Below are 22,222 nucleotides of genomic sequence, written 5' to 3' on the forward strand. Positions count from 1 at the left end.
TTCAGCAGGCAATGAACGTCAGCGGCAGATCACGGATCTGCACCGGCACGCTCGGTTGGTAATGGTCGTCACTGGTCAGTTCGTGCAGCAGTTCTTCACGTAACTGATGGAAGTCGAAACTGCTGCGCTGGCGCGGGTGCGGCAGGGCGATGTCGACCACTTGCTTGATCCGTCCCGGACGCGGCTCCATCACCACCACGCGGTCGGCGAGGAAGATCGCTTCCTCAACGTCATGGGTGACGAGGATCGTGGTGATTTTTGCGCGATCACGGATCGCCAAGAGTTCGTCCTGCATTTGCTGACGGGTCAGCGCGTCAAGGGCACCGAAGGGTTCATCAAGCAGCAGAATTCTCGGGCTGGCGACCAGACCGCGAGCGATCGCCACGCGCTGGGCCATGCCCCCGGAGAGCTGATGCGGATAGGCGCGGGTGAAATCGCGCAGGCCGACCAGATCGATAAAATCGTTGATCCGCTGTTGCTTCTGCGCAGCGCTCAGCGGTTCGTTGACCAGGCCCAGGCCGATGTTGTCGGCGACGGTCAGCCACGGGAACAAACGGTGCTCCTGAAAGACGATACCACGCTCGCCACCGATGCCGCTGACCGCTTTGCCGTCCACGGTAATCTGCCCGCGAAACTGCGTATCAAGGCCTACCAACAAGCGCAGCAACGTTGATTTGCCACAGCCGCTGGAGCCGACAATGGCGACGAATTCGCCCTCGGCGATGTCCAGGTTGAATTCGCGAATCGCCTCCAGTTCGAAACCGTCGACGTCAAAGGATTTGCCTACGTGATTGAAGCTGACAATCGGTGCGTTCATGCGTGTCTCCAGCGGGTCGCGCGAATTTCCAGGCGTTGGCCAATGAGGTTGAGCAGGGCGCCGGTGAGACCGACGAAAAGCATGCCGGCCATGATCAGGTCCATGCGCAGCAGTTGTTGTGCGCCGATCATCTGGCTGCCGATGCCGCCGTTGGACGGCATGAAATATTCAGCGCCGATGGTGCCGAGCCAGGCGTAGATCAGACTCAGGCGCAGTCCGGCGAAAATCCCCGGCGCGGCGCCCGGCAACACCAGTTGACGCAGACGCTGGCCGAGGCTCAAGCGCAGCACTTGTGCGGCTTCATTGAGCTGTGGCGAGAGGTGGGCGACGCTGCGTTGCGTGGCGATGAACAGCGGAAAGAACGCGGCAAGGGCGACGAACACCCATTTGGCCAGTTCGCCAAGACCGAACCATGCAGTAAGCAGCGGCACCCAAGCGAAAATGGCGATCTGGCGGAGGGCGGCGAGTGTCGGACCGAGCAGCCGTTCGCTAATGTTCGATAGACCCAGCAGCAAGCCCAGGGCAAAGCCGAGGCCACCGCCGAGCAACAGGCCACCCAGCGTGCGCCCGAGACTCAGGGCCATGCCGCCGATCAACGTGCCGTCGAGCACGCCATTCCACGCCGTGCTCAAAACGGCCAATGGGCTGAGCAGAATATTGGCGTCGACCCACTGCTGATCACTCGCCAGTTGCCACAGCGCCAACAAGCCCAGTGGCAGCAGCCACGGCTGCAAACGCTGCCAGCCTTCATAACTCGGGCCGCGACGAATTTCGGCCGTGGCCGGGTGCGGCCAGTGCACCAGTTTCTTGTCCAGCAGGCCGATGCCGCGATCCATCGTCACGCCGATCAAACCGATGACAACGATGCAGACGAAAACAATGTCGAGCATGAACAACTGCCGCGCCCAGACCATCAGGTAGCCGATGCCTTCGCTGGAGGCCAGCAGTTCGACGGCCAGCAACGACGTCCAGCCAGCCGCCAGCGCCAGGCGCACGCCAGCCATGAACGCGGGGAGGGCGGCGGGTAATACCAGGCGCCGAATCAGCAGGCGCGGCGACAGGCGCAGAACCGCGGCGGCTTCACGCAGTTTTGGCTGTGCGTCGCGTACGCCCACCAAGGTGTGCAGGGTCACCGGCACGACGATAGCTTTGATCAGCACCACCAGTTTCAACACTTCGCCGATGCCGAAAAACACCATGAACAATGGAATCCACGCCAGCGTCGGTATTTGCGACAGGCCGGCGAAGGTCGGGAAGACCAAGCGTTCAAGACGACGACTGAAGCCCAGTGCTGCGCCGAGCAACGCACCAGCGAAAATCCCCGCGAGCAGGCCCCAGAACAAACGCTGCAGGCTGATCCACAAATGGCTCCACAGCTCGCCCTGCGACAGCTCGACAGCGCTGTTCCACACCAGCGACGGCGCCGGCAGAATCTGTTCGCTCATCCATTCATTGCGTGCGGCCAGCCACCACAACGCGAACAGACTGAGTGGCAGCAGCCACGGCAACAGGCGTTGGTTCAGGTTTGGCCAGGTGCGGCGGCTTTTCAGCGGCGGCGCGGGGAGTGGAAGACTGAGCAAGGATTGGCGGGCCATGGGTGACCTCCGTTGTCGGGTTGGCTCAAGATCAACATCAAAAGATCGCAGCCTTCGGCAGCCTCTACGGGGGAATGCGTCCTTGAATTGACCCCTGTAGAAGCTGCCGAAGGCTGCGATCTCTAGCGGAATTAACTAAGAGCTAATAGTTATAAATAATCTTTAATAAGTTCTTTTTGGAGATAAGCAGCGCCATTTAAGGCTTCCCGACCCTACGCATCCAATGCATTCGAAGAATATTTTCGATGCTGTTTATGCATACGCCGCTGCAAGCCCCGTTGTTGCTTGCTTAGCTTTAAAAGCTATAAAAATGTGCATTTATAGTATTTAAGTGCAGGTAGGCATTCGGCCTACTTTCGGCTCCTTAACGCCCCTCGCGATCAAGGAGCAGCACCCATGAACCTTCCCTTCAACCGTGTTTTCAGTCTGTTTGCCGTACCTGCGCTGGCGGGCTTGCTGGCGTTCAGCGCCCACGCCGATGAACTCAAGGAAATCAGAATCGCCGTGCCCGATCTCAGCGCCGGAACCCAGCACAGCGGCGGCGGTGTGGTGGATGTATTGCGCGATCAGCAAATCTTCGAAAAAGCCTTTGCCGAACAGGGCATCAAGATTCAGTGGAATTTCTTCAAAGGTGCGGGGCCGGTGATCAATGAGGCATTTGCCAACGGTCAGGTCGATCTGGCGTATCTGGGAGACCTGGCGGCAATCATCGGCAAATCCAATGGCCTCGATACCCGTTTGCTCAGTGCTACTGCCCGTGGGGTAAAGCAATATCTGGGTGTGGTGCCGGGGTCGGGGATCAAGACCTTGCAGGACCTGAAAGGCAAGCGGGTAGCGATCTTCCGAGGCACGGCAACCCAGTTGTCGTTTGACGCGGCGCTGGCCAGTCAGGGCCTGAGCGAGAAGGATCTAAAAGTCATCAATCTGGATTTCAACGCAGCCGTCGCGGCACTGGCCGCCAAACAGATCGATGCCTCGTGGGGCAGCTCCGGCTTGACCGCATTGCAGGCCAAAGGCTTGGCCGAGTTGCCGCTCAATACCAAGGACCTCGGGGACGCTGGCAGCGTGCAGGCTGTGTTGATCGGCAGCGGCAAGTTTGTTGACGCGCACCCGGAAGCGGTGGCCAAGTTGCTCAAGGCGCAACAGCAGGCCGTGGAATGGCTGACCGAGGACAGCAACAAGGCCGCTTACGTGCAACTGGTCTCGGGTTTGGCCAGCTATCCGCCGGTGATCCTGACCCAGGATCTGCAGGATCAGAAATTGAGCGAAGTGTTCCCGTCGACGCTGGATCCGGTGTTCCTTGGCGGCCTGCAAGACAAGGTCGATCTGGCGGCGCAGCAGAAGCTGATTCGCAAGCCGTTCAAGGTGAGTGATTGGGTGGCGCCTGAGCTGGCAGCGGCCAAGCTCTGAATCTTTAGCGCCTGATCCGGCGCCATCGCGAGCAGGCTCACTCCTACATTTGGAATGCGTTCCCCTGTAGGAGTGAGCCTGCTCGCGAAGGGGCTCTAAACCGCGACGCTGATCTCCTGCCGATCCACCGCCACCAACGTCTCGATCATCGCCCGTGCCGCTGGCGACAACCTGAACCCGGTACGACTGACGATCCCGCAGCGTGCATTCATGCTTTCCAGGTTCTGCGGCAAATTACGCCAGTGCAGCAACACCAGCGAGCCCTTGGCAATGTCCTCGACAAATGCCTCCTCGGTGCCCACGCCGATCGCATTCGATTGCAGCACCACTTTGACCAGCGCCGGAAAGTGCTCGGTCTCGATGGTCGGAGAAAAATCGATGCGCCCACTGAGGTTCGCCAGCAGTTTGCGAATGCCCGGCGGGATCAGCGTGGTCGCCAACGGATAGTCGAACATGTCGTTGGTCGACAGGCTCTCCTTGGCCAGCAGCGGATGCCCCGGGCGGCAGAAAAACACCCCGCGTTTGGGGGTCAGCGCCTGGGTCTGGAAGTTCGGATCGGACTCGAAGTGGCGGATGTCGGCGATGAAGAATTCGATCTCTTCACGGCTCAATGCACGGCTAAGTTTTTCCCAGTTATCCACCTGAAAACAGGTGCGCACTTTCGGGTGCGCGTTGATGAATTGCGCCACGGCGTCCGGCACCAGTTTCACCGCTGGTGCCGGGCCGCAACCGAAGTGCACCTCACCGGCATCGAGCTTGGTCATCTGCGTCACCTCGGCACTGAGCAGTGCGGCGCCCTGTACCAGGCTCAGGGCGTGTTGCAGCACCACCTGGCCTTCGGGCGTGGGGCGCAGATCCTTGTTGCCGCGATCCACCAACACGCAGCCGAATTCCTGCTCCAGCCCCTGAATACTGCGGCTGAACGCCGGTTGAGTGATGCCCATCGCATCCGCCGCACGGACAAAACTGCGGTGTTCATTGAGGGCGATGAAGTAACGCAACTGGCGAAGATCCATATGCTTTTCCGGCATCCTAAAAATAGCTCGAAGGCATTTGCGACGAGGGTTGCTAGAGGTTTTAAATGCAAGCTCTTATTCCGTCAACGAAGCATGTGTATATCTATTAGATGTAAATGGAATATAGATAGAGCGTTGTTTCGCTGCCGTCCAAACCGTAAGCAGTCGATGAGGGTCTACCCATGAGCAATGCCGCACTCGCAGTAAAACCCGCTGTCCACGCACTGGAAATTCATCCGGTGGCCGGTCGTATCGGCGCCGAGATTCGTGGCGTGCATTTGTCCGGAGAGCTGGACGCCGCCACCGTCGAAGCGATTCAACAGGCGCTGGTTCAGTACAAAGTCGTGTTTTTCCGCGAACAGACCCAACTCGACGATCAGCGTCAGGAAGCCTTCGCCCATTTGCTCGGCGAGCCGGTCGCGCATCCAACCGTGCCATCCCGCGAAGGCACGCGTTATCTGCTCGAACTGGACGGTGCCGAAGGCCAGCGCGCCAACTCCTGGCACACTGACGTGACCTTCGTTGACGCCTACCCGAAAGCCTCGATTTTGCGCTCGGTGGTGGCCCCGGCATTCGGTGGCGACACCTTGTGGGCCAACACCGCGACGGCGTACAACGGCTTGCCGACCGAGCTGCGTGAACTGGCCGACAAACTGATCGCCGTGCACAGCAACGAATACGACTACGCCAGCGCGAAACCGGACGTCTCGGCGGAGAAGCTGGAGCGCTATCGCAAGGTCTTCACCTCGACCGTTTACGAGACTGAGCATCCGGTGGTGCGCGTGCATCCGATCAGCGGCGAGAAGAGCTTGTTGCTGGGGCATTTCGTCAAACGCATCAAGGGCTATTCGCAGGCGGATTCGGCACATCTGTTCGGGCTGCTGCAGAGCCACGTGATCCGTCAGGAAAACACCGTGCGCTGGCGCTGGAAGGCCGGTGATGTGGCGATCTGGGATAACCGCTCGACGCAGCATTATGCGATTGATGATTACGGCACCCAGGATCGCGTGGTGCGCCGGGTGACGCTTAAAGGTGAAGTGCCAGTTGGCGCGAACGGGCAGCGTAGCCAGACTATCAAAGGCGCGGATATCGTCGGCGTCTGATCGGGCCTCTTCGCGAGCAAGCCCGCTCCCACAATGGATTTGTGTTGAACACAACGGATGTGAACACACGCAAACCCTGTGGGAGCGGGCTTGCTCGCGAAGGACTGTCACCACACGCCGATTTGGACGGCCTTCTCGGTTTCCGGCTCACCGTAGCGAAACCGCTGCCCACGCCAATCAATCTCCTGATGACTGATCGTGGTCCGCCGCTTCAACCCGCGCACCCACTCAAACAAATACCCCGCATGCTCTTCGCGCACCGCCGCATACGCCGGGTCATCACCCAAATCGCGCAGCTCCTGCGGATCATTCAGCAGATCAAACAGCTGCGGCCGAAAACCGTCGTACGCCAGGTATTTCCAGCGCTCGCTGCGCACCATGGTCATGCGGCAACGGTCGATCGGCTGACCCAAACGCTCCCGCGCCGGTGCCTGAAAGGCGTAGTCGTATTCGCTGATTGCATAGCGGCGCCATTCGGGGTTTGCACCGTGCAGAAGCGGGATCAACGAGCGTCCCTCAAGCCGATGTTCCGCCGCCGGTAAACCCAATGCTTGAAGAAAGGTCGGCAACGCGTCGATGGTTTCCGCCAACCGATCATCAACCGTACCGCGCGTGACATCGGCCGCCGCACGAGGGTCGCGCACGATCAGTGGCACCCCCACCGCCTGCTCCAGCAAAAACTCTTTCTCACCGAGCCAGTGATCGCCCAGAAAGTCGCCGTGATCGCTGGTGAACACAATCAACGTGTCATCCCAGCGGCCAATGCTCTGCAGAAAATCGAACAGCCTTCCGAGTTGATCATCAATCTGTTTGACCAGACCCATGTAGGTAGGGATTACAGTCAATCGTACTGAATCACGGGAAAAGTTGAGGCTTTCCTCATGTTGGCGAAAGGCAGTGTATACGGGGTGTTTACTGGCTTCGGAGGGCGCCGCGCGGACCGCGTCGAGAATCGATTTCGTACTGTACAAGGCGTGGTACGGCGCTGGTACGATGTAGGGCCAGTGCGGTTTGATATAGGAAAGGTGTAAACACCACGATTTCTCACCTTGCTCGGTGATGAAGTCGATGGCTCGATTTGTAGTGTAGACAGTCTCTGAGTGTTGCTCGGGAATTCGTGCTGGCAAATTCGCATGACGCATTTTCCAGCCGCTGAGGATTTCCCCGTTCGCGCCTTCGGCAGCGTTGGCCCAGTCGTGCCAGGGATTTCGCCCGTCGAAACCCTGTTCACGCAGGTAATGGGTGTAGGGCGCGGATTCGCGTTTGTCGTCGAACAGCGGGTCGTCGGGGAAGATGCCGTCGTGCCGGAAGTAAGGTTCGAAACCGACTTCGTTGAGCACTTCGGCTTGTTCGCTGTCCGGGTTGATCGCCAGCCGCTGTAACGCATCGACATTGGCCGTGGCGTGGGTCTTGCCGACCAGCGCGGTACGAATGCCGTGGGGGCGCAAATAATCGCCGAGGGTCAGCTCTTCCAGCGGCAACGGCACGGCGTTCCACGCGACTTGATGGCTGCTGACATAGCGTCCGGTATAAGCCGACATCCGCGACGGGCCGCAGATCGTGCCTTGGGTGTAGGCGCGGCTGAAGCGCACACCGGCTGCAGCCAGTCGATCGATGTTCGGTGTGTGCAGATGCGGGTGGCCGTAACAGGACAGGTAATCGCGGCGCAGTTGGTCGCACATGATGTAGAGCACGTTGCGCACGGGGTTTTCAGGCTGGGACATGGGGTTCACCGGTCAGGAAGACAGGTGGGGTTTTTCGCTTTCGGTGGGGGTGTTCGGCAAGTGCATTTGGGGAATGGGGTTTATGCAGTGGATGCATCGGTGCCTGTGGCGACGCCTTCGCGAGCAAGCCCGCTCCCACAGGAGTACGCGTTCCAAATGTGGGAGCGGGCTTGCTCGCGAAGGCGGTGGCTCAAACGGCAAAATTCTCCAGTGAACACACCTCCTCATCCACCGCATCAATCGCCTTGATCTGCTCAATCATCGCTTCAGCCAACGGCGACAACCGATACCCCGCCCGGCTGACAATCCCGTAGCGGGTGTACAACTCCTCCAGATCATCCGCCAGGCCTTCGATCTTCAAACAAACCAGCTCACCCTTGGCCTGATGCAGTGCATCCGAATAGGCGCCAACAATCCCGATCGCATCCGAACGCAGCACCACGCCGAGCAGACTCGAGCTGTTTTCACACTCCACATTCGGTGTGAAATCCGGCCGTCCACTGAGATCGACTATGACTTTTCGCAAATTCGGTGGACGAATACTCACCGCCAGCGGGTAGCTCATCAATTGCGCGGCAGTGACCCGCTCAAAAGCGGCCAGCGGATGTCCCGCGCGGCAGCAGAAATGCCATTTACGCGGCCGCAACCGGTGCGTCAGATAATCCGGATCCGCTTCGAAGTAGCGGGTGTCCGCGACAAAGAATTCGAACTCCTCACTCAGTAGCCGCCTGCTCAGGCTTTGCCAGTCATCGACCTGAAACTGCACCCGCGCTTTCGGGTAGCGCCCGATAAAGCTGCCAATGGCCCGAGGGATCAAACCCGCCGCGGGTGCCGGTCCGCAGCCGAAGCGTAATTCCCCCGCCTCAAGCCCGTTGAACTGGCTGATCTCGTTGGCCATCTGCTGCGCGCCGCTGACCAGTCGCCGCGCGTGCTCCAGCAGCACCTGGCCCTGTTTGGTCGGCGGTAATTCCTTGCGCCCACGATCAACCAACTGACAGCCGACGCTGTGCTCGAGTGCCTGAATGCTGCGGCTGAACGCTGACTGCGACAGATTCACCGCCTGCGCGCCAGCGACGAAGCTGCGTTGTTCAGCCAGAGCGATGAAGTGACGAAGTTGGCGCAAGTCGATATGCATTTTTCACATAAAAAATATCCGGGAAATGCATTGGATATGCATTAGGTCGACTCCTTATAAAGGCAATCTCTTATGCAGTAAATATTTGTAAATCCATAAATAAATAACTTAAAAGAATATGCAGCGCTGAAGATGTCTGTGTGTTTTTTGACCAGGAGCCGCGCCATGAGTCCGTTGAACCTTGCGTCACCCTTAACGCCACGACGGCTCAAACGCCTGCCTCTGGCCCTGTTGCTGGCAAGTAGCGCGAGCTGGACTCATGGCTACGCCGCCGATGCTGAAACCCCGGCGCCAGTGCCGGCCGGCAAGCCTGCCGCCAACAGTTCGCAACTGGAAACCGTGACCGTCACCACCCGCCGTCGCGAGGAAAGTTCGCAGGATGTACCAACGCCGATGAGCGTGGTCAGCGGACAGAATCTGGAAACGCAGCGGGTCTACCGGATTCAGGATTTGCAGCAATTGGTGCCCAGCGTCAACGTCGCTTACATGCACGCGCGGCAGTCCAGCGTGTCGATCCGTGGCCTCGGCAACAACCCGGCCAGCGATGGCCTGGAAGGCAGCGTCGGTTTGTACATCGACAACGTCTATCTGGGTCGCCCGGGGATGGCGGTTTTTGATTTGATGGACATCGAGCAGCTTGAAGTCCTGCGCGGGCCGCAGGGTACGTTGTTCGGCAAAAACACCACCGCCGGGGTGATCAACATCAGCACCCGCGCGCCAACCTTCACCCCCGAGCGCAGCATCGAAACCTCGGTCGGCGAGGACGGTTATTTCCAGACCAAGGGCACCATTTCCGGCCCGCTCAATGATCAACTGGCCGGGCGCTTTTCGGCTTATCGCACGCGCAGCGACGGTGACATCAAGAACGAATACGACGGCCATGATTTGAATGGCGGCTCGCGCGAAGGCTTCCGCGCACAACTGCTGTTCAAGCCCAATGAAGATTTCAACCTGCGCTGGATCGGTGATTACAACGAAGAAGATTCCAGCGCCGGCACCCGCGTGTTGTACAACACCGGGCCGACCATCAACGGCGTCAACCTGTATCAGTCGCGCGCCAATGCCGCCGGCGCAACGCTGGTCAACGGCTCGCACCGCAAGGTCAATCTGGACAACGAACAGCATGTCACCGTGCATCAGGGCGGCACCTCGGTTGAGGCCAACTGGACACTGCCAAGCGACTTCACGCTGACCTCGATCAGCTCCTATCGCTTCTGGAATTTCACCCCGCGCAACGACGACGGCCTCAACGTGCCGGCGAGTTACAACGCCGGGGTGTCGGTGGAGGACAAGCAGTACTCGCAGGAATTTCGTCTGGCCTCGCCCAAGGGCGAGTTTTTCGATTACGTCGTGGGCGCCTACTACTTCGGTTCGGATCTGGACAACAAATCTTTCGCCTATTACGGCCCGCAAGCGGATATCTGGAACGGCACGCCGGCGGGTGCACTGGCCAACGTCACCAGTATCGGCAACGGCCACATCAAGACCGACAGTTTCGCACTGTTCGCCCAAGGCACCTGGCACCTCACTGAACGACTGGACTTCACTGCCGGAGTGCGTGGCACCTATGAAGAAAAAAGCGCCTGGGTCACGCGCAATGCCCCGGTCGGCGGCGCGGCGGTCACGGGAGCTGCAGCGACGGCGCGACGCGGTCGGGCCGGCGCTTACGATTCCGGCGATCTGAATCAGTACAGCTCCAGTCCCTCCGGGCTGCTCAACCTCAGCTATCGCATCACCGATGATGTTCTGGGCTACGCCACGTTGTCCCACGGCGAGAAATCCGGCGGGGTCAACCTTGCGGTGGGTTCTGCTCCGGTGGCCGGGGCCGATTCGCTGCTGATCGGCACCGAGCGCGCGAACAACGCCGAACTCGGCTTCAAGAGCACGCTGTGGGACCACCGTCTGCAGCTCAACGCCAACGTGTTCTGGACCCAGGTCAACGCTTACCAGACCAACGCCTACGACGCGGAAAATCGCGTGCAATACCTGACCAACGCCGGCTCCGTGCGCTCGCGCGGGGTCGAGTTCGAAAGCACGGTGATTCCGCTGCGCGGCCTGACCCTGAACATCAACGGCTCCTACAACGACGTCAGCTATCTCTCGTACAAAGATGCCCCGTGCCCGCCGGAAGTCAGCCAGGCGCCGGGCGCTCCGGCGTCTTGCAACCTCAGCGGCCACCAGGTGGTCGGCGCCTCGAAATGGATCGGCAACGCCAACGGCGAATACAAATGGAATCTGGATAACGGCTTCGAACCTTACGTCACCGCGAGTTATGCGTTCCGCTCGAAAGCGGTCGGTACGGTCGAGGATTCCGACTACGGGCAGATCCCCAGTTACGCCGTGGTCAACTTCTCCACCGGCCTGCGCGGCGATTTCAATCAGGGCCAGTGGGACGTGTCGCTGTGGCTGAAAAACGCCTTCGACAAAACCTATTACACGACCCTGTGGACGGGTGGCAACGGCGGCTATGAAGGCCTGCTCGGAACGCCGCGCACATTGGGCGTCACCGGTCGCTATGACTTCTGATTCGTCACTTGAGGAGCTGCAACATGTTGCGTATCAAAACCGCTTTTCCGCTGTTGTTGTCCGGCGCAGTGCTCAGTGCCGGCGCCTTCGCCGCACCGAGTGTTTACCCGACCGGCGTGACCCGCTATGACCCGAACAAGGCCTTCAATCAGTACGTGATTTTCAGCGGTGCCGACAAACAGACGCATCTGATCGACATGAATGGCAACGAGGTGAAAACCTGGCCACAGGCAGGTTTTCCCTCCGCGATCATCGACCCGAAACTGGTCGGCGGCGAACGTGGCCATGTGTTGCTACAACTGAGTGAAAAGGATCCCGGCAAACTCGGTTCAGCCGGCAATGGCTTGGGTAATCAAAGCGTCGGCGAGCTGGACTGGAACGGCAAAGTCGTCTGGCAGTGGGGCGACAAGGCGCCCGGTGGCGCAGCGCAACAGCACCATGATCAGCGCCGTTTGAGCAACGGCAACACCGTGGTGCTGGCGAACAAGGTGCACAAGGTCAAAGGGTTCAAAGTGCCCGAGGTGATCGATGATGCAATCTATGAAGTCAGCCCCGAAGGCGCGGTGAAATGGCAGTGGCTGGCCTCGGAGCATCTCAATGAATTCGGTTTCACCGCCGAGCAGTTGAAGCTGGTGCGCGCCAGCGAGAATCCGGACTATCTGCACATCAATAACCTCAGCCTGGTGGGGCCGAACAAGTGGTTCGATGCCGGTGACCAGCGCTTCAATCCGGACAACCTGCTGATCGATTCACGCAACGCCAACTTCATCGCGATCATCGATAAAAGCAGCGGCAAAGTGGTCTGGCGTCTCGGGCCGAATTTGCCGCTGATCAATCCGAAAACTGCACAGCAATTGCCGCGCCCGGTGGATCAGTTTGTCGGCCAGCATGATGCGCACATTATTCCTGCCGGGTTGCCTGGCGCGGGCAATTTGCTGGTGTTCGACAATCAGGGTTCGGCGGGTTATCCGAACGTCACCCTCGGGCTGATTTCCGGTTCGCGAGTGTTGGAAATCGATCCTCAGAAAAACGAGATCGTCTGGCAATACAGCGCAGCGAATTCGAAGCAGCCGGGCTGGGCGTTCTACAGTTCGTTTATCAGCAGCGCGCGGCGCTTGCCCAATGGCAACACGTTGATCGACGAAGGCATGAACGGGCGGTTTTTCCAGGTGACGGCCAGCGGTGAGAATGTCTGGGAATACGTCAGCCCGTTTCTCGGCAAGGCGCCTGGCAGTGACGCGATCAGCAACTGGGTATACCGGGCGCTGCCTGTGAGTTATAACTGGGTGCCAACGGGTACGCCACGCTCCGAGACCGCCGTTAATGCCCCGGTTGTCGGTGTGCAGCAAACCAATGCCAGTCGTTAGGTGAATTGGAATGAGTGTGCGAACGAACGGCGATAAGTTATGCGTGGGTTGAATAGTGCTTATTGCCAATTGGTTAGTCGCGTGCGTGGACAATAGTTGAATGTCCGACCATCCTGACGGTCGTGAGTTTCCAGGAGGAAACTTGCTCTCATCGGAAGACACTTATCCAACGATAAAGGAAATCGAATCATGTCGAGCATTAATGGCACTTATGTGAACGCTAACGCTGGCGCCAAACTGACGATTACCGATGGCAACGACTCCAACGGTACATTCAGTGGCACGTTCAGCCAGGGCGGCGTTAACTATGACGTCAGCTATGGGCATTACCATTTCCAGAACAGCACCGGACAACCTACCACCATCACATTTGTCGGTCTGAATGGTAATAGCGGATTTCAGGCGTGGTCCTTGTTTTCTCCTGATCACAATTACGCAAAAGTTCGCGCGGCCGGTTCCCGTACTAACTTTGACGGTGAAGTAGTGACCCTTGCAGGGGAATTCGTCAAACAATAAAACACCCGCAGTCGGTAAAGGCCGGCGCACGAAAGTGCGCCGGCCTTTTTTGTTGTTTCGAAGAAATAATAATCAACTATCTACTTGGTATTAATTGTCCTGAAAAACCGGGTCGACCGAATTTGATGCGCTGCATGAATACTTTCAATGCCTGAAAAGCATGCATTTTTTCACGCATCGCTGCAGCCCGTGTAGTACGTGGCTTTGGCGGAATTGATCAATTTATATATTCCATAAAAGCCTATGCATAACGTTAAAGATTACTTTCGGAGATAAGCATCAGGCCCAATGATTCACCCATCGATCCACCGTGGGGGATTCAACAAAACGGTTGATCGGCAGTTTTTGTAGAGAACGCAAAAAGACCGCAGGGAGTGAATCAATGGGCAATGTCCAGACCGCCGCCAGCGCAGAGGAATTGCTGTGGCGTCAGACGCCGAGTGGCGAATTGGTCGATCTCGGCCGGCCGCATCGTGTGCCGCTGGGGCAGTTGCGTTTGCAGCGTGCGCCCAAAGGCATTTTGAGCCGACGCGAAACCCTTCTGCTTGGCGTACTGGCGCTGGTGGTGCATGGCGCGGTGATCTACTGGATCAGCCAGAAGCCGACGCCGGTGCTGCCGATCGTACCGCCGGAAATTCCACCGATGACCATCGAATTCTCGCGTCCGGCACCGCCAGCACCACCGGTGGTCGTGCCGCCACCGCCGGCGCCTGTGGTTGAGCCACCGCCGCCGGTAGAAGACGAACTGGCGGTAAAACCACCGCCGCCAAAACCCGTTCCGAAACCCAAACCGGTGGTCAAACAGGCACCCAAACCCGCGCCGAAAGCCGTCGAGCAACCACCTGCGCCGCCACAACCGGCGGCTCCGGTTGCCGCGCCGGCGCCACCTGCTCCACCTACGCCAGCACCGGTAACCCCGGCCTCAGCGAATGCCGCGTACCTGAAAAACCCGGCCCCGGAATACCCGTCGCTGGCACAACGTCGCGGGTGGGAGGGCACGGTGTTGCTGCGCGTGCATGTGTTGGCCAGCGGCAAACCGGGTGAGATCCAGATAGCCAAAAGCAGCGGCCGGCAACAGCTCGACGACGCGGCGCTGAACGCCGTTAAACGTTGGAGTTTCGTCCCGGCCAAGCAGGGTGATGTCGCCCAGGACGGCTGGGTCAGCGTGCCCATCGATTTCAAGATTCATTAAACCGAAACCAAATTCGCGCGAAACGTTTACACGAGGGAATACATCATGACGTTACTGGCATCTCCACTGGAATCCATCGAAAGCGCGGTGATCTGGCTGCTGGTGGTTTTTTCCGTCGCCACTTGGGGCCTGGCTCTGCTCAAGGCTGTGCAGTTCGGACGTCTGAAGGCGCAGGATCGGCGTTTTCATAAGCGTTTCTGGGCGGCGTCGAGTCTCGATTCTGCCGCTGAGTTGAGCGAAACCCAGCCCGGCGCTGCGGCGCGGGTGGCACAGGCCGGTTACGCCGCGATTCAGGTGGGCGAGGCACCGCAGGCCACTGATTTGAGCCAGGCGATCAATCATCAGGATCGCCTGGAACGCGCCTTGCGCCAGCAGATCGTCCGCGAGCGGCGTTCGCTGGAAACCGGTCTGGCCGTGGTCGCGAGTATTGGCAGTACGTCGCCGTTCATTGGTTTGTTCGGCACGGTGTGGGGGATCATGGAAGCGTTGAAAGGCATCAGCGCGGCCGGTTCGGCCAGCCTGGAAACAGTGGCCGGGCCGATTGGTGCGGCACTGGTCGCCACGGGCGTGGGGATCGCCGTCGCAGTACCGGCGGTGCTGGTTTACAACTACTTTTTGCGTCGGTTGAAACTGACGGCGGCGGATCTGGATGACTTCGCCCACGACTTTTACAGCCTGGCGCAGAAGAGTGCGTTCCGCGTGTTGATCCACCCGACTGCACACAAGGTTGCAGCGCCGGGCAACGCAGCAAAAGTGAAGGAGGCGTCCTGATATGGCCTTCTCCACGCAGGACAGTGATGAGGTACTCAGCGAGATCAACGTGACGCCGTTGGTGGACGTGATGCTGGTGCTGCTGGTGGTGTTCATCGTCACCGCGCCGCTGCTGACCAACGCGATCCCGATCAACCTGCCGAAGACCGAAGCGGTGGCGCCGGTCGAGCAGAAGGACCCGCTGGTGGTGAGCATCGACGGTGCCGGTAAATTGTTTATCAACAAGGATGAAATTCAGCCGGACTTGCTCGAATTCAACCTCAAGTCGGCCAAGGCCAAGGACCCGGAAGTGCGCGTGCAGTTGCAGGCCGATGACGGGGTGAACTACGGCGAAGTGGCGCGCGCCATGGCATCGATTGAGCGCGCGGGGATTACCAAGTTGTCGGTGATTACTGCGCGGTAACAGATTCAACGTTTTTCCGGGGCCGTCTCCTTGGCAGGGTGCGGCCCTTTTTTTATTTCTGGCGGGGAGAAAAGCCCCTCACCCTAACCCTCCCGAAACGTCGGACCGCCCAGAGGGAGAGGGGACCGACCGTGGTGATTGTTCAAGGTACGCCGACGTGGGATTTCGAGTCGAACTCAGGATTTGAACGGCATGAAGATCGGCTCCCTTTCCCCCTCGCCCCCCATGGGGGAGAGGGCTGGGGTGAGGGGGAAAAGATTCCAAGCCGTGCACAGAACTCATATTCATTTCAGGTCTTAATAAATAGCTTCTTATTCCTTAACGAATATAAATCCCCTCCCTATACTCGTTCAGGAACAGACACGACGCAGGAGAGCTCCCCATGCGCAACGAATCAATCCGCTACCTGATTGTGCCGGGCTGGCAAGGATCGCCAGAAGATCATTGGCAAAGCCACTGGCAGAACAGCCTGCCGAACAGCGCGCGGGTCGAGCAGGCCGATTGGCTGACGCCGCGTCGTGAAGACTGGGTGGCGGCACTGGCCGAGGCAATTGCTGCCGACAGCACGCCCGTGATCCTGATTGCTCACAGCCTCGGCTGCATCACCGTTGCCCATTGGGCGGCCACGGCGCCGCTGCAATACCTGCGTCAGGTCCGCGGTGCCTTGCTGGTCGCGCCAGCCGATGTCGAGCGCCCGGCCTGTGCGCCGGCGCTGCGCAACTTCGCACCGATTCCGACTGATCTGCTGCCGTTTCCGAGCCAGGTGGTCAGCTCCGACAACGATGCCGCCGTGAGTGCGCCGCGCGCTCTGGAGCTGGCGCGTAACTGGGGCGCCGAGGCGGGCATTCTCGCCGGTGCCGGACACATTAACGTCAAGTCCGGGCATCAGCGTTGGGAGCAGGGTTTTGCTTATCTCTATCGCCTGCAAAACCGCATGGAACACCACGCCCGCCGCCGCGCCTGATCTTTTTTTCTTTCAACGCCCCCGTCTGCCGGCGGTTTTGGGCGGGAGTCTGCCATGAGTTTCGAAACCTTCGGTCAGCCGTTGCTGACCTTTCCCGACGCGGAAAAAAGTCCCCTGAGCATTCGCGCCAAGGCGCTGGTGTTTGTCGACCCACGCTCGCGTCAGTTGCGCGAAGAACTCGAGCAATTGGCGCCGCGCTCGACCTCGGTATTGATCCGTGGCGAAACCGGTACGGGTAAAGAATTGCTCGCCCGGCACATTCATCGCGCCAGTGACCGCAGCGGTCTGTTCGTGTCGGTCAATTGCGGGGCGATCAGCCCGACCTACGCCGATGCCGAACTGTTCGGCTACGCCGCCGGCAGTTACAGCGGCTCGGCCAGCAGCCGCGCAGGCTGGTTCGGTTCGGCCAATGGCGGCACCTTGTATCTGGATGAAATCGGCGACTTGCCGCTGCCGATCCAGATCAAATTGCTCGCTGCACTGGAGAATCACGAAGTCACCCGCGTCGGCGCGCATCAGCCGAGTCCGGTGGATGTGCGCCTGGTGGCCGCGACCAGCATCGATCTGGCGCAAGCGGTGGACGCCGGGAAATTCCACGAGCGGCTTTATCACTACCTCAGCGAGGGTCACCTCGAATTGCCGGCATTACGCGCGCGCACCGGCGATATTCTGTCGCTGGCCGAGTATTTTCTCGGCATCTACAGCCAGCGCCTCGACTTGCCTGTGCCGCTGATCAGCGAAGCGGCGCAGCATGTGCTCGAACAACACAGTTGGCCGGGCAACACCCGCGAGCTGGAAAACGTCATTCATTTTGCCTTGCTCGTAAGCACCGGCGACGAGATTCTTCCTGAGCACCTGAATCTGCCCGAAGTGTCTGGGCCGCAGCTTCAGATCGAACGGCTGGTGGCACAAATCAACATCGGCGGCAGCGCCGTTGAGCGTAAGGCATTGAAAGAGTTGCTGATTCGATTGAGTGAGGGTTTGTAACCGTTTCGTTCAACATGAACAAAATGGAATATGAAGCTGAATAAACGTTATTGTCCGGGAATAAAAAATCCCGGTATTGTCCGCTCCACGCCAGCGATGTCACTTCACTGGCACACGTATTAATGCCGTCGTCGATGACGACCGTGATTTTCGATAAGGACACTGCATGAAAAAGGTTCTGTTGTTTACCGCATTGGCGGCTGCTCTGACTGCTTCCCTGGCCAATGCTGGCGAGAAACTGGTGGTTGCCGCGACGCCGGTACCACACGCCGAGATTCTTGAGCTGATCAAGCCGACCCTGGCCAAAGAAGGCGTGGATCTGGAAATCAAGGTGTTCACCGACTACGTTCAGCCGAACGTACAGGTCGGCGAGAAGCGTCTGGACGCCAACTACTTCCAGACCCTGCCGTACCTGAACAGCTTCAACCAGGGCAAATACAAGGACGACAAAGCCAAGTACCTGGTGACCGTGCAAGGCGTGCACGTTGAACCGTTCGGTGGCTACTCGAGCAAGTACAAAACCCTGGCTGAACTGCCGGACGGCGCGACCATCGCCATCCCGAACGAAGGCAGCAACAGCGGCCGCGCCCTGATCCTGCTGCAGAAGGCTGGCCTGATCGAGCTGAAAGATCCGAAAAACGCGCTGGCCACACCGAAAGACATCGCCAAGAACCCGCATAACTTCAAATTCAAGGAACTGGAATCGGCCCTGCTGCCACGCGTTCTGAAGGAAGTTGATCTGGACATGATCAACACCAACTACGCGCTGGAAGCCAAGCTGAACCCGCAGAAAGATGCGCTGGTGATTGAAGGTGCTGACTCGCCGTATGTGAACTTCCTGGTGGCCCGTGAGGACAACAAGAACAGCGACGCGATCCAGAAACTGGCCAAAGCCCTGACCAGCCCGGAAGTCAAAGCGTTCATCGAGAAGAAGTACAACGGCGCGGTACTGCCGGCGTTCTGATCCGACGCTTGAGTGAACCCCTTCAAGGTGTGAAAACGCCGATGGCCAGTGATGGGCATCGGCGTTTTTGTGTGTGCGTTGGAAAAGCCCCTCACCCTAACTCTCTCCCGGGGGGAGAGGGGACTGATTGGGGGATGCTGTAGAAGTACACCGACCTGACACGGCTTTACCGAGTCCATAATCGATAAGGTCTTTCAGGCCGATGTAATACGCCAGACACCTCGGTCGGCCCCCTCTCCCTCCGGGAGAGGGCTGGGGTGAGGGGCTCTTGATTTACGCTGTGGCCTTCAACGCTCGCCTCAACGCCACCAACAATTTCACAATCTCCTGCGGATCCAGTCGCTGCGGCACTTTTACGTCCATGTTCTCTTCCTTGTTATGAGTTTGGCCGGGGAGTCTGGCCAAAAGCTGTGCGTCCTTGGAGGGCTTTCATGAAAAAAAGATCCGTCCTACAGCGCAAAGAAAAATAGCCTTCTTATTCTTTCCCGGCAAACCCACAGGATAGTTTTTTGGGTGATATCAATATGCTTTAACGGTATTTAAATTATTGTTTTTATACCTTTAAAGTCGGTGTCTGCCGGACAGCCACCCGTTGTCCATGGACTGCACCACCGTCGCTTACCGAGCGGCGTTCAGGACGTTTCATGACCTTCGATTACGCATTTATCCTCAGCACTCTGCCGGCGTTTCTCAAAGCCGTGGGGGTGACGCTGCAGGTTGGTCTTATCGCCATTGGTACTTCGTTGCTGGTGGCATTGCTCAACGCGACGATTCTGGTGTTCCGCACGCCCTACCTGCAAAAACTGGTGGGCCTGTATGTGGAGCTGGCGCGCAACACGCCGCTGCTGATCCAGTTGTTCTTCGTCTATTTCGCCTTGCCGGCGGTGGGGATTCAGGTTTCCGGTTTTACCGCCGCGATCATCACCATGACTTTTCTTGGTGGCGCCTACCTGACCGAGGTACTGCGCGCAGGCGTCGATGCGGTGCCGCAGGCGCAATTGGAATCGGGGCGTTCGATCGGCCTGTCCCACGGCCAGTTGCTGCGCTACGTCATCCTGCCGCAAGCAGGGATTCTCAGCCTGCCATCGCTGTTCGCCAATTTCATTTTCCTGCTCAAGGAAACCACCGTGGTCTCGGCGGTGGCGGTGCCGGAAATTCTCTACACCACCAAGAGCTACATCGCGCTCTATTACAAAACCTACGAGATGCTCGCCGTGCTGACGCTGATCTGCGTGCTGTTGTTCTTGCCGTTGTCGTTGCTGCTCAGCCGTCTGGAAAGGAGGCTCCAGCATGGCCAGTTCGGGTCTTGAACTGCTCTGGGTGTCGTTGCCGCAATTGGCAAAAGGCGCCGGGCAAACCTTGTCGATCTCGTTCCTGAGCATCGCCATCAGCACGGTCGGCGGCGTGCTCTACGGGGTGTTGCGCACGTTGAACGTGACGTGGCTGAACGCGATCCTGCGGGTGTATCTGGAGCTGTTCCGGGCGATCCCGGTGCTGGTGTGGTTGTATCTGCTGTTTTTCGGCTTGCCGATCTTCTTTGGCCTGAGCCTGCCGAGTTTCTGGTGCGCGGTGCTGGTGCTGTCGCTGTGGGGCGCCAGCGAGGTCGGTGAAGTGGCGCGCGGGGCGCTGCATTCGTTACCGCGCGGACAACGTGAAGCGGGGCTGTCGATTGGTCTGAACGCCGCGCAACTCTATAGCTACGTGTTGCTGCCGCAAGCGCTGAAACGCATGACGCCGCCGACCATCAACGTCTACACGCGGATCATCAAGACCAGCTCGCTGGCAGTGTTGATCGGTGTGGTCGATGTGATCAAGGTCGGCCAGCAGATCATCGAGCGCACTTACGAATCGGTGTTGATCTACGGCGCGTTGTTTCTGTTTTTCTTTTTCATCTGCTACCCGCTGTCGGCCGCTTCGCGCGTGCTGGAGCGGCGCTGGACACAAGCATGAGCGCATTGATCGAGTTTCACGGTTTCAACAAATTCTACGGCGAGCAGCAGGTGCTCAACGGCATCGACCTGCAGGTGCAGACCGGCGAAGTGATCGTCATCCTTGGCCCCAGCGGTTGCGGCAAAAGTACCTTGCTGCGTTGCCTCAATGGTCTGGAAGAAGCCCACAGCGGCAGCCTGAAATTTCTCGACAGGGAGCTGCTGGACCAGGCCACCGACTGGCGCGAGATCCGTCAGCAGATCGGCATGGTGTTCCAGAGTTATCACCTGTTCCCGCACATGAACGTCCTCGACAATCTGCTGCTTGGCCCGCTCAAGGTGCAGAAGCGTCAGCGCCGCGAAGCGCAACAGCAAGCCGAAGCCCTGCTCGAACGCGTGGGGCTGGCGGACAAGCGCGATGCCTTCCCGCGTCAGCTCTCCGGTGGTCAACAACAACGCATCGCCATCGTCCGCTCGTTGTGCATGAACCCGCGGGTGATGCTCTTCGACGAAGTCACCGCCGCTCTCGACCCGGAGATGGTCAAGGAAGTGCTGCAAGTGATTCAGGGCCTGGCCCGCGAGGGCATGACCCTGTTGATCGTCACCCATGAAATGGCCTTCGCCCGCGCGGTGGCCGACCGCATCGTGTTCATGGATGCCGGGCGCATCCTTGAACAGAACCCGCCCGAGATTTTCTTTACGAACCCGCAAACCGCACGCGCGCAGCAGTTTCTGGAGAAGTTCTCCTTCGTGGCAACACTGCCAAAAACGAATCCGACAAAGGAACTGGAACCGCTATGAAAACTGCCGCTTTATTACTACCCCTGCTCAGCCTCGCCTTGCTTGCCGGTTGCGGTAAAACCGAAGAGCCGCCAAAGCCGAAAGTCGCCAGCGAAAGCGCCGCGCCAGCCGGTTATCTGGACAAGATCAAGGCTCGCGACAAGTTGATCGTTGGCGTCTTCACCGATAAACCGCCGTTCGGGTTTGTCGACGAAGCGGGGCGCTACGTCGGCTTCGATACCGACATTGGCCGCCGTTTCGCCAAGGATTTGCTCGGCGATGAAAACAAGGTCGAGTTCGTTGCGGTGGAGCCGGCGAGCCGCATTCCGTTTCTGCAAAGCGACAAGGTCGATCTGATCCTCGCCAACATGACTGTGACTCCGGAGCGCAAGGAAGCGGTGGAATTCACTAACCCCAATCTCAAGGTTGCCGTGCAGGCGCTGGTGCCGCAGGGCAGTTCGGTGAAAAAACTGGATGATCTGGCGACGCGCACCACGATTGTCACCACCGGTACTACGGCGGATATCTGGCTGACCAAGAATCATCCGGACTGGAAATTGCTGAAGTTCGAGAAAAATTCCGAGTCGTTGCAAGCCCTGGCCAATGGTCGTGGCGACGCCTATGCGCAGGACAATCTGGTGCTGTTCAGCTGGGCCAAGCAGAACCCGGGCTATCGCGTGCTGGATGAAAAACTCGGTGCCGAAGCACCAATTGCACCGGCGGTGAAGAAGGGCAATATCGAGCTGCGTGACTGGGTGAATAGCGAGCTGACCAAGTTGGGTGAAGAGAAGTATCTGCTCAAACTGTACGACCAATACGTGCGTAAAGAACTGAGCGATGACACCAAGCCTGAGAGCGTGATTGTCGAGGGTGGCAAGTGGCAGGGGTGATTGTCTGTTGAGTCGGTGGTGAGGCTTGCCCCTCACCCCAGCCCTCTCCCGAGGGAGAGGGAGCCGTCCGAGGTGTCTTGCATCGGACATCGACCTGACAAACCGGGTCGATTATGGATTCACAGATGCATTTT

20 protein-coding genes are annotated in these 22,222 nt (G+C 58.8%); 15 read left to right on the forward strand and 5 right to left on the reverse strand.

Features of this window, described 5'->3' with window-relative positions; all coding sequences use genetic code 11:
* Nucleotide 1 precedes the first annotated feature (1 nt).
* Both ACM6IV_RS19920 and ACM6IV_RS19925 read right to left on the reverse strand, forming a co-directional pair.
* Complete coding sequence (locus ACM6IV_RS19920) at nt 2–817, reverse strand: ABC transporter ATP-binding protein (RefSeq protein WP_123375654.1); 816 nt, start codon at nt 815–817, stop codon at nt 2–4.
* Complete coding sequence (locus tag ACM6IV_RS19925) at nt 814–2,412, reverse strand: ABC transporter permease (RefSeq protein WP_414871315.1); 1,599 nt, start codon at nt 2,410–2,412, stop codon at nt 814–816. The genes ACM6IV_RS19920 and ACM6IV_RS19925 overlap by 4 nt, the downstream gene beginning before the upstream one ends.
* 396 nt (nt 2,413–2,808) lie before the next feature.
* On the opposite strand from ACM6IV_RS19925, the gene ACM6IV_RS19930 reads away from it, so the two are divergent.
* Nucleotides 2,809–3,822 carry an ABC transporter substrate-binding protein gene (locus ACM6IV_RS19930; protein WP_414871316.1) on the forward strand — a complete coding sequence of 338 codons (1,014 nt, stop codon included), beginning with the start codon at nt 2,809–2,811 and terminating at the stop codon, nt 3,820–3,822.
* A 95-nt stretch (nt 3,823–3,917) separates the two neighbouring features.
* On the opposite strand, the gene ACM6IV_RS19935 is transcribed toward ACM6IV_RS19930, so the two are convergent.
* Nucleotides 3,918–4,838, reverse strand: a complete 921-nt coding sequence (locus ACM6IV_RS19935; protein ID WP_093440454.1) for a LysR family transcriptional regulator — start codon at nt 4,836–4,838, stop codon at nt 3,918–3,920.
* Between the two features lie 182 nt (nt 4,839–5,020).
* On the opposite strand from ACM6IV_RS19935, the gene ACM6IV_RS19940 reads away from it, so the two are divergent.
* A complete protein-coding gene (locus ACM6IV_RS19940) occupies nt 5,021–5,941 on the forward strand; it encodes a TauD/TfdA dioxygenase family protein (RefSeq protein WP_414871317.1) in 921 nt (306 codons plus the stop codon).
* A gap of 107 nt (nt 5,942–6,048) precedes the next feature.
* Here ACM6IV_RS19940 and ACM6IV_RS19945 read toward each other — a convergent pair whose 3' ends face one another.
* Nucleotides 6,049–7,665: an alkaline phosphatase family protein gene (locus tag ACM6IV_RS19945; protein ID WP_414871318.1), complete on the reverse strand. Its 1,617-nt coding sequence runs from the start codon at nt 7,663–7,665 to the stop codon at nt 6,049–6,051.
* Between the two features lie 190 nt (nt 7,666–7,855).
* Nucleotides 7,856–8,800, reverse strand: a complete 945-nt coding sequence (locus ACM6IV_RS19950) for a LysR family transcriptional regulator (RefSeq protein WP_414871319.1) — start codon at nt 8,798–8,800, stop codon at nt 7,856–7,858.
* Between the two features lie 165 nt (nt 8,801–8,965).
* On the opposite strand from ACM6IV_RS19950, the gene ACM6IV_RS19955 reads away from it, so the two are divergent.
* From ACM6IV_RS19955 to ACM6IV_RS20015, 13 genes are all read left to right on the forward strand, one after another.
* Nucleotides 8,966–11,326 (forward strand): TonB-dependent receptor, encoded by a 2,361-nt coding sequence (locus ACM6IV_RS19955; protein ID WP_414871320.1) that lies wholly within the window; start codon nt 8,966–8,968, stop codon nt 11,324–11,326.
* A 23-nt stretch (nt 11,327–11,349) separates the two neighbouring features.
* The gene (locus ACM6IV_RS19960) at nt 11,350–12,693 is read left to right on the forward strand and encodes an aryl-sulfate sulfotransferase (RefSeq protein ID WP_414871321.1); all 1,344 of its coding nucleotides are present in this window, start codon (nt 11,350–11,352) and stop codon (nt 12,691–12,693) included.
* A 189-nt stretch (nt 12,694–12,882) separates the two neighbouring features.
* Nucleotides 12,883–13,209 carry a hypothetical protein gene (locus ACM6IV_RS19965; protein WP_038359731.1) on the forward strand — a complete coding sequence of 109 codons (327 nt, stop codon included), beginning with the start codon at nt 12,883–12,885 and terminating at the stop codon, nt 13,207–13,209.
* A 382-nt stretch (nt 13,210–13,591) separates the two neighbouring features.
* Complete coding sequence (locus tag ACM6IV_RS19970; protein ID WP_414871322.1) at nt 13,592–14,401, forward strand: energy transducer TonB; 810 nt, start codon at nt 13,592–13,594, stop codon at nt 14,399–14,401.
* A 45-nt stretch (nt 14,402–14,446) separates the two neighbouring features.
* Entirely contained in the window at nt 14,447–15,172 is a 726-nt protein-coding gene (locus ACM6IV_RS19975; protein WP_008081774.1) for a MotA/TolQ/ExbB proton channel family protein, read from the forward strand.
* A gap of 1 nt (nt 15,173) precedes the next feature.
* Entirely contained in the window at nt 15,174–15,575 is a 402-nt protein-coding gene (locus ACM6IV_RS19980) for an ExbD/TolR family protein (RefSeq protein ID WP_003220570.1), read from the forward strand.
* A 382-nt stretch (nt 15,576–15,957) separates the two neighbouring features.
* Nucleotides 15,958–16,539, forward strand: a complete 582-nt coding sequence (locus ACM6IV_RS19985; RefSeq protein ID WP_095047070.1) for an alpha/beta hydrolase — start codon at nt 15,958–15,960, stop codon at nt 16,537–16,539.
* A 54-nt stretch (nt 16,540–16,593) separates the two neighbouring features.
* Nucleotides 16,594–17,526, forward strand: a complete 933-nt coding sequence (locus ACM6IV_RS19990; RefSeq protein ID WP_414871323.1) for a sigma 54-interacting transcriptional regulator — start codon at nt 16,594–16,596, stop codon at nt 17,524–17,526.
* 166 nt (nt 17,527–17,692) lie between these two features.
* Nucleotides 17,693–18,490, forward strand: coding sequence for a MetQ/NlpA family ABC transporter substrate-binding protein (locus ACM6IV_RS19995; RefSeq protein WP_122605720.1), 798 nt, complete (start codon nt 17,693–17,695; stop codon nt 18,488–18,490).
* Nucleotides 18,491–19,134: 644 nt separating this feature from the next.
* Entirely contained in the window at nt 19,135–19,800 is a 666-nt protein-coding gene (locus tag ACM6IV_RS20000; RefSeq protein ID WP_103304102.1) for an amino acid ABC transporter permease, read from the forward strand.
* The gene (locus ACM6IV_RS20005; RefSeq protein WP_025111015.1) at nt 19,781–20,440 is read left to right on the forward strand and encodes an amino acid ABC transporter permease; all 660 of its coding nucleotides are present in this window, start codon (nt 19,781–19,783) and stop codon (nt 20,438–20,440) included. The genes ACM6IV_RS20000 and ACM6IV_RS20005 overlap by 20 nt, the downstream gene beginning before the upstream one ends.
* Nucleotides 20,437–21,219, forward strand: a complete 783-nt coding sequence (locus tag ACM6IV_RS20010; protein WP_414871324.1) for an amino acid ABC transporter ATP-binding protein — start codon at nt 20,437–20,439, stop codon at nt 21,217–21,219. Before ACM6IV_RS20005 ends, ACM6IV_RS20010 begins: the two co-directional genes overlap by 4 nt.
* On the forward strand, nt 21,216–22,088 hold the full coding sequence (locus ACM6IV_RS20015) for a transporter substrate-binding domain-containing protein (protein ID WP_414871325.1): 873 nt from the start codon (nt 21,216–21,218) through the stop codon (nt 22,086–22,088). Before ACM6IV_RS20010 ends, ACM6IV_RS20015 begins: the two co-directional genes overlap by 4 nt.
* Nucleotides 22,089–22,222: the final 134 nt, after the last annotated feature.

This window comes from Pseudomonas sp. IT-347P, from assembly GCF_949768005.1.
In the GTDB taxonomy this organism is placed as follows: domain Bacteria; phylum Pseudomonadota; class Gammaproteobacteria; order Pseudomonadales; family Pseudomonadaceae; genus Aquipseudomonas.

Bases quoted from the DNA above. Each gene is read 5' to 3' on its own strand.
- ACM6IV_RS19940 (WP_414871317.1), top strand. From the start codon at position 5,021: ATGAGCAATGCCGCACTCGCAGTAAAACCCGCTGTCCACGCACTGGAA.
- ACM6IV_RS20005 (WP_025111015.1), top strand. From the start codon at position 19,781: ATGGCCAGTTCGGGTCTTGAACTGCTCTGGGTGTCGTTGCCGCAATTG.
- ACM6IV_RS20000 (WP_103304102.1), top strand. From the start codon at position 19,135: ATGACCTTCGATTACGCATTTATCCTCAGCACTCTGCCGGCGTTTCTC.
- ACM6IV_RS19970 (WP_414871322.1), top strand. From the start codon at position 13,592: ATGGGCAATGTCCAGACCGCCGCCAGCGCAGAGGAATTGCTGTGGCGT.
- ACM6IV_RS19995 (WP_122605720.1), top strand. From the start codon at position 17,693: ATGAAAAAGGTTCTGTTGTTTACCGCATTGGCGGCTGCTCTGACTGCT.
- ACM6IV_RS19960 (WP_414871321.1), top strand. From the start codon at position 11,350: ATGTTGCGTATCAAAACCGCTTTTCCGCTGTTGTTGTCCGGCGCAGTG.
- ACM6IV_RS19990 (WP_414871323.1), top strand. From the start codon at position 16,594: ATGAGTTTCGAAACCTTCGGTCAGCCGTTGCTGACCTTTCCCGACGCG.
- ACM6IV_RS19925 (WP_414871315.1), bottom strand. From the start codon at position 2,412: ATGGCCCGCCAATCCTTGCTCAGTCTTCCACTCCCCGCGCCGCCGCTG.
- ACM6IV_RS20015 (WP_414871325.1), top strand. From the start codon at position 21,216: ATGAAAACTGCCGCTTTATTACTACCCCTGCTCAGCCTCGCCTTGCTT.
- ACM6IV_RS19950 (WP_414871319.1), bottom strand. From the start codon at position 8,800: ATGCATATCGACTTGCGCCAACTTCGTCACTTCATCGCTCTGGCTGAA.
- ACM6IV_RS19985 (WP_095047070.1), top strand. From the start codon at position 15,958: ATGCGCAACGAATCAATCCGCTACCTGATTGTGCCGGGCTGGCAAGGA.
- ACM6IV_RS19935 (WP_093440454.1), bottom strand. From the start codon at position 4,838: ATGGATCTTCGCCAGTTGCGTTACTTCATCGCCCTCAATGAACACCGC.
- ACM6IV_RS19955 (WP_414871320.1), top strand. From the start codon at position 8,966: ATGAGTCCGTTGAACCTTGCGTCACCCTTAACGCCACGACGGCTCAAA.
- ACM6IV_RS19980 (WP_003220570.1), top strand. From the start codon at position 15,174: ATGGCCTTCTCCACGCAGGACAGTGATGAGGTACTCAGCGAGATCAAC.
- ACM6IV_RS19945 (WP_414871318.1), bottom strand. From the start codon at position 7,665: ATGTCCCAGCCTGAAAACCCCGTGCGCAACGTGCTCTACATCATGTGC.
- ACM6IV_RS19920 (WP_123375654.1), bottom strand. From the start codon at position 817: ATGAACGCACCGATTGTCAGCTTCAATCACGTAGGCAAATCCTTTGAC.
- ACM6IV_RS20010 (WP_414871324.1), top strand. From the start codon at position 20,437: ATGAGCGCATTGATCGAGTTTCACGGTTTCAACAAATTCTACGGCGAG.
- ACM6IV_RS19975 (WP_008081774.1), top strand. From the start codon at position 14,447: ATGACGTTACTGGCATCTCCACTGGAATCCATCGAAAGCGCGGTGATC.
- ACM6IV_RS19930 (WP_414871316.1), top strand. From the start codon at position 2,809: ATGAACCTTCCCTTCAACCGTGTTTTCAGTCTGTTTGCCGTACCTGCG.
- ACM6IV_RS19965 (WP_038359731.1), top strand. From the start codon at position 12,883: ATGTCGAGCATTAATGGCACTTATGTGAACGCTAACGCTGGCGCCAAA.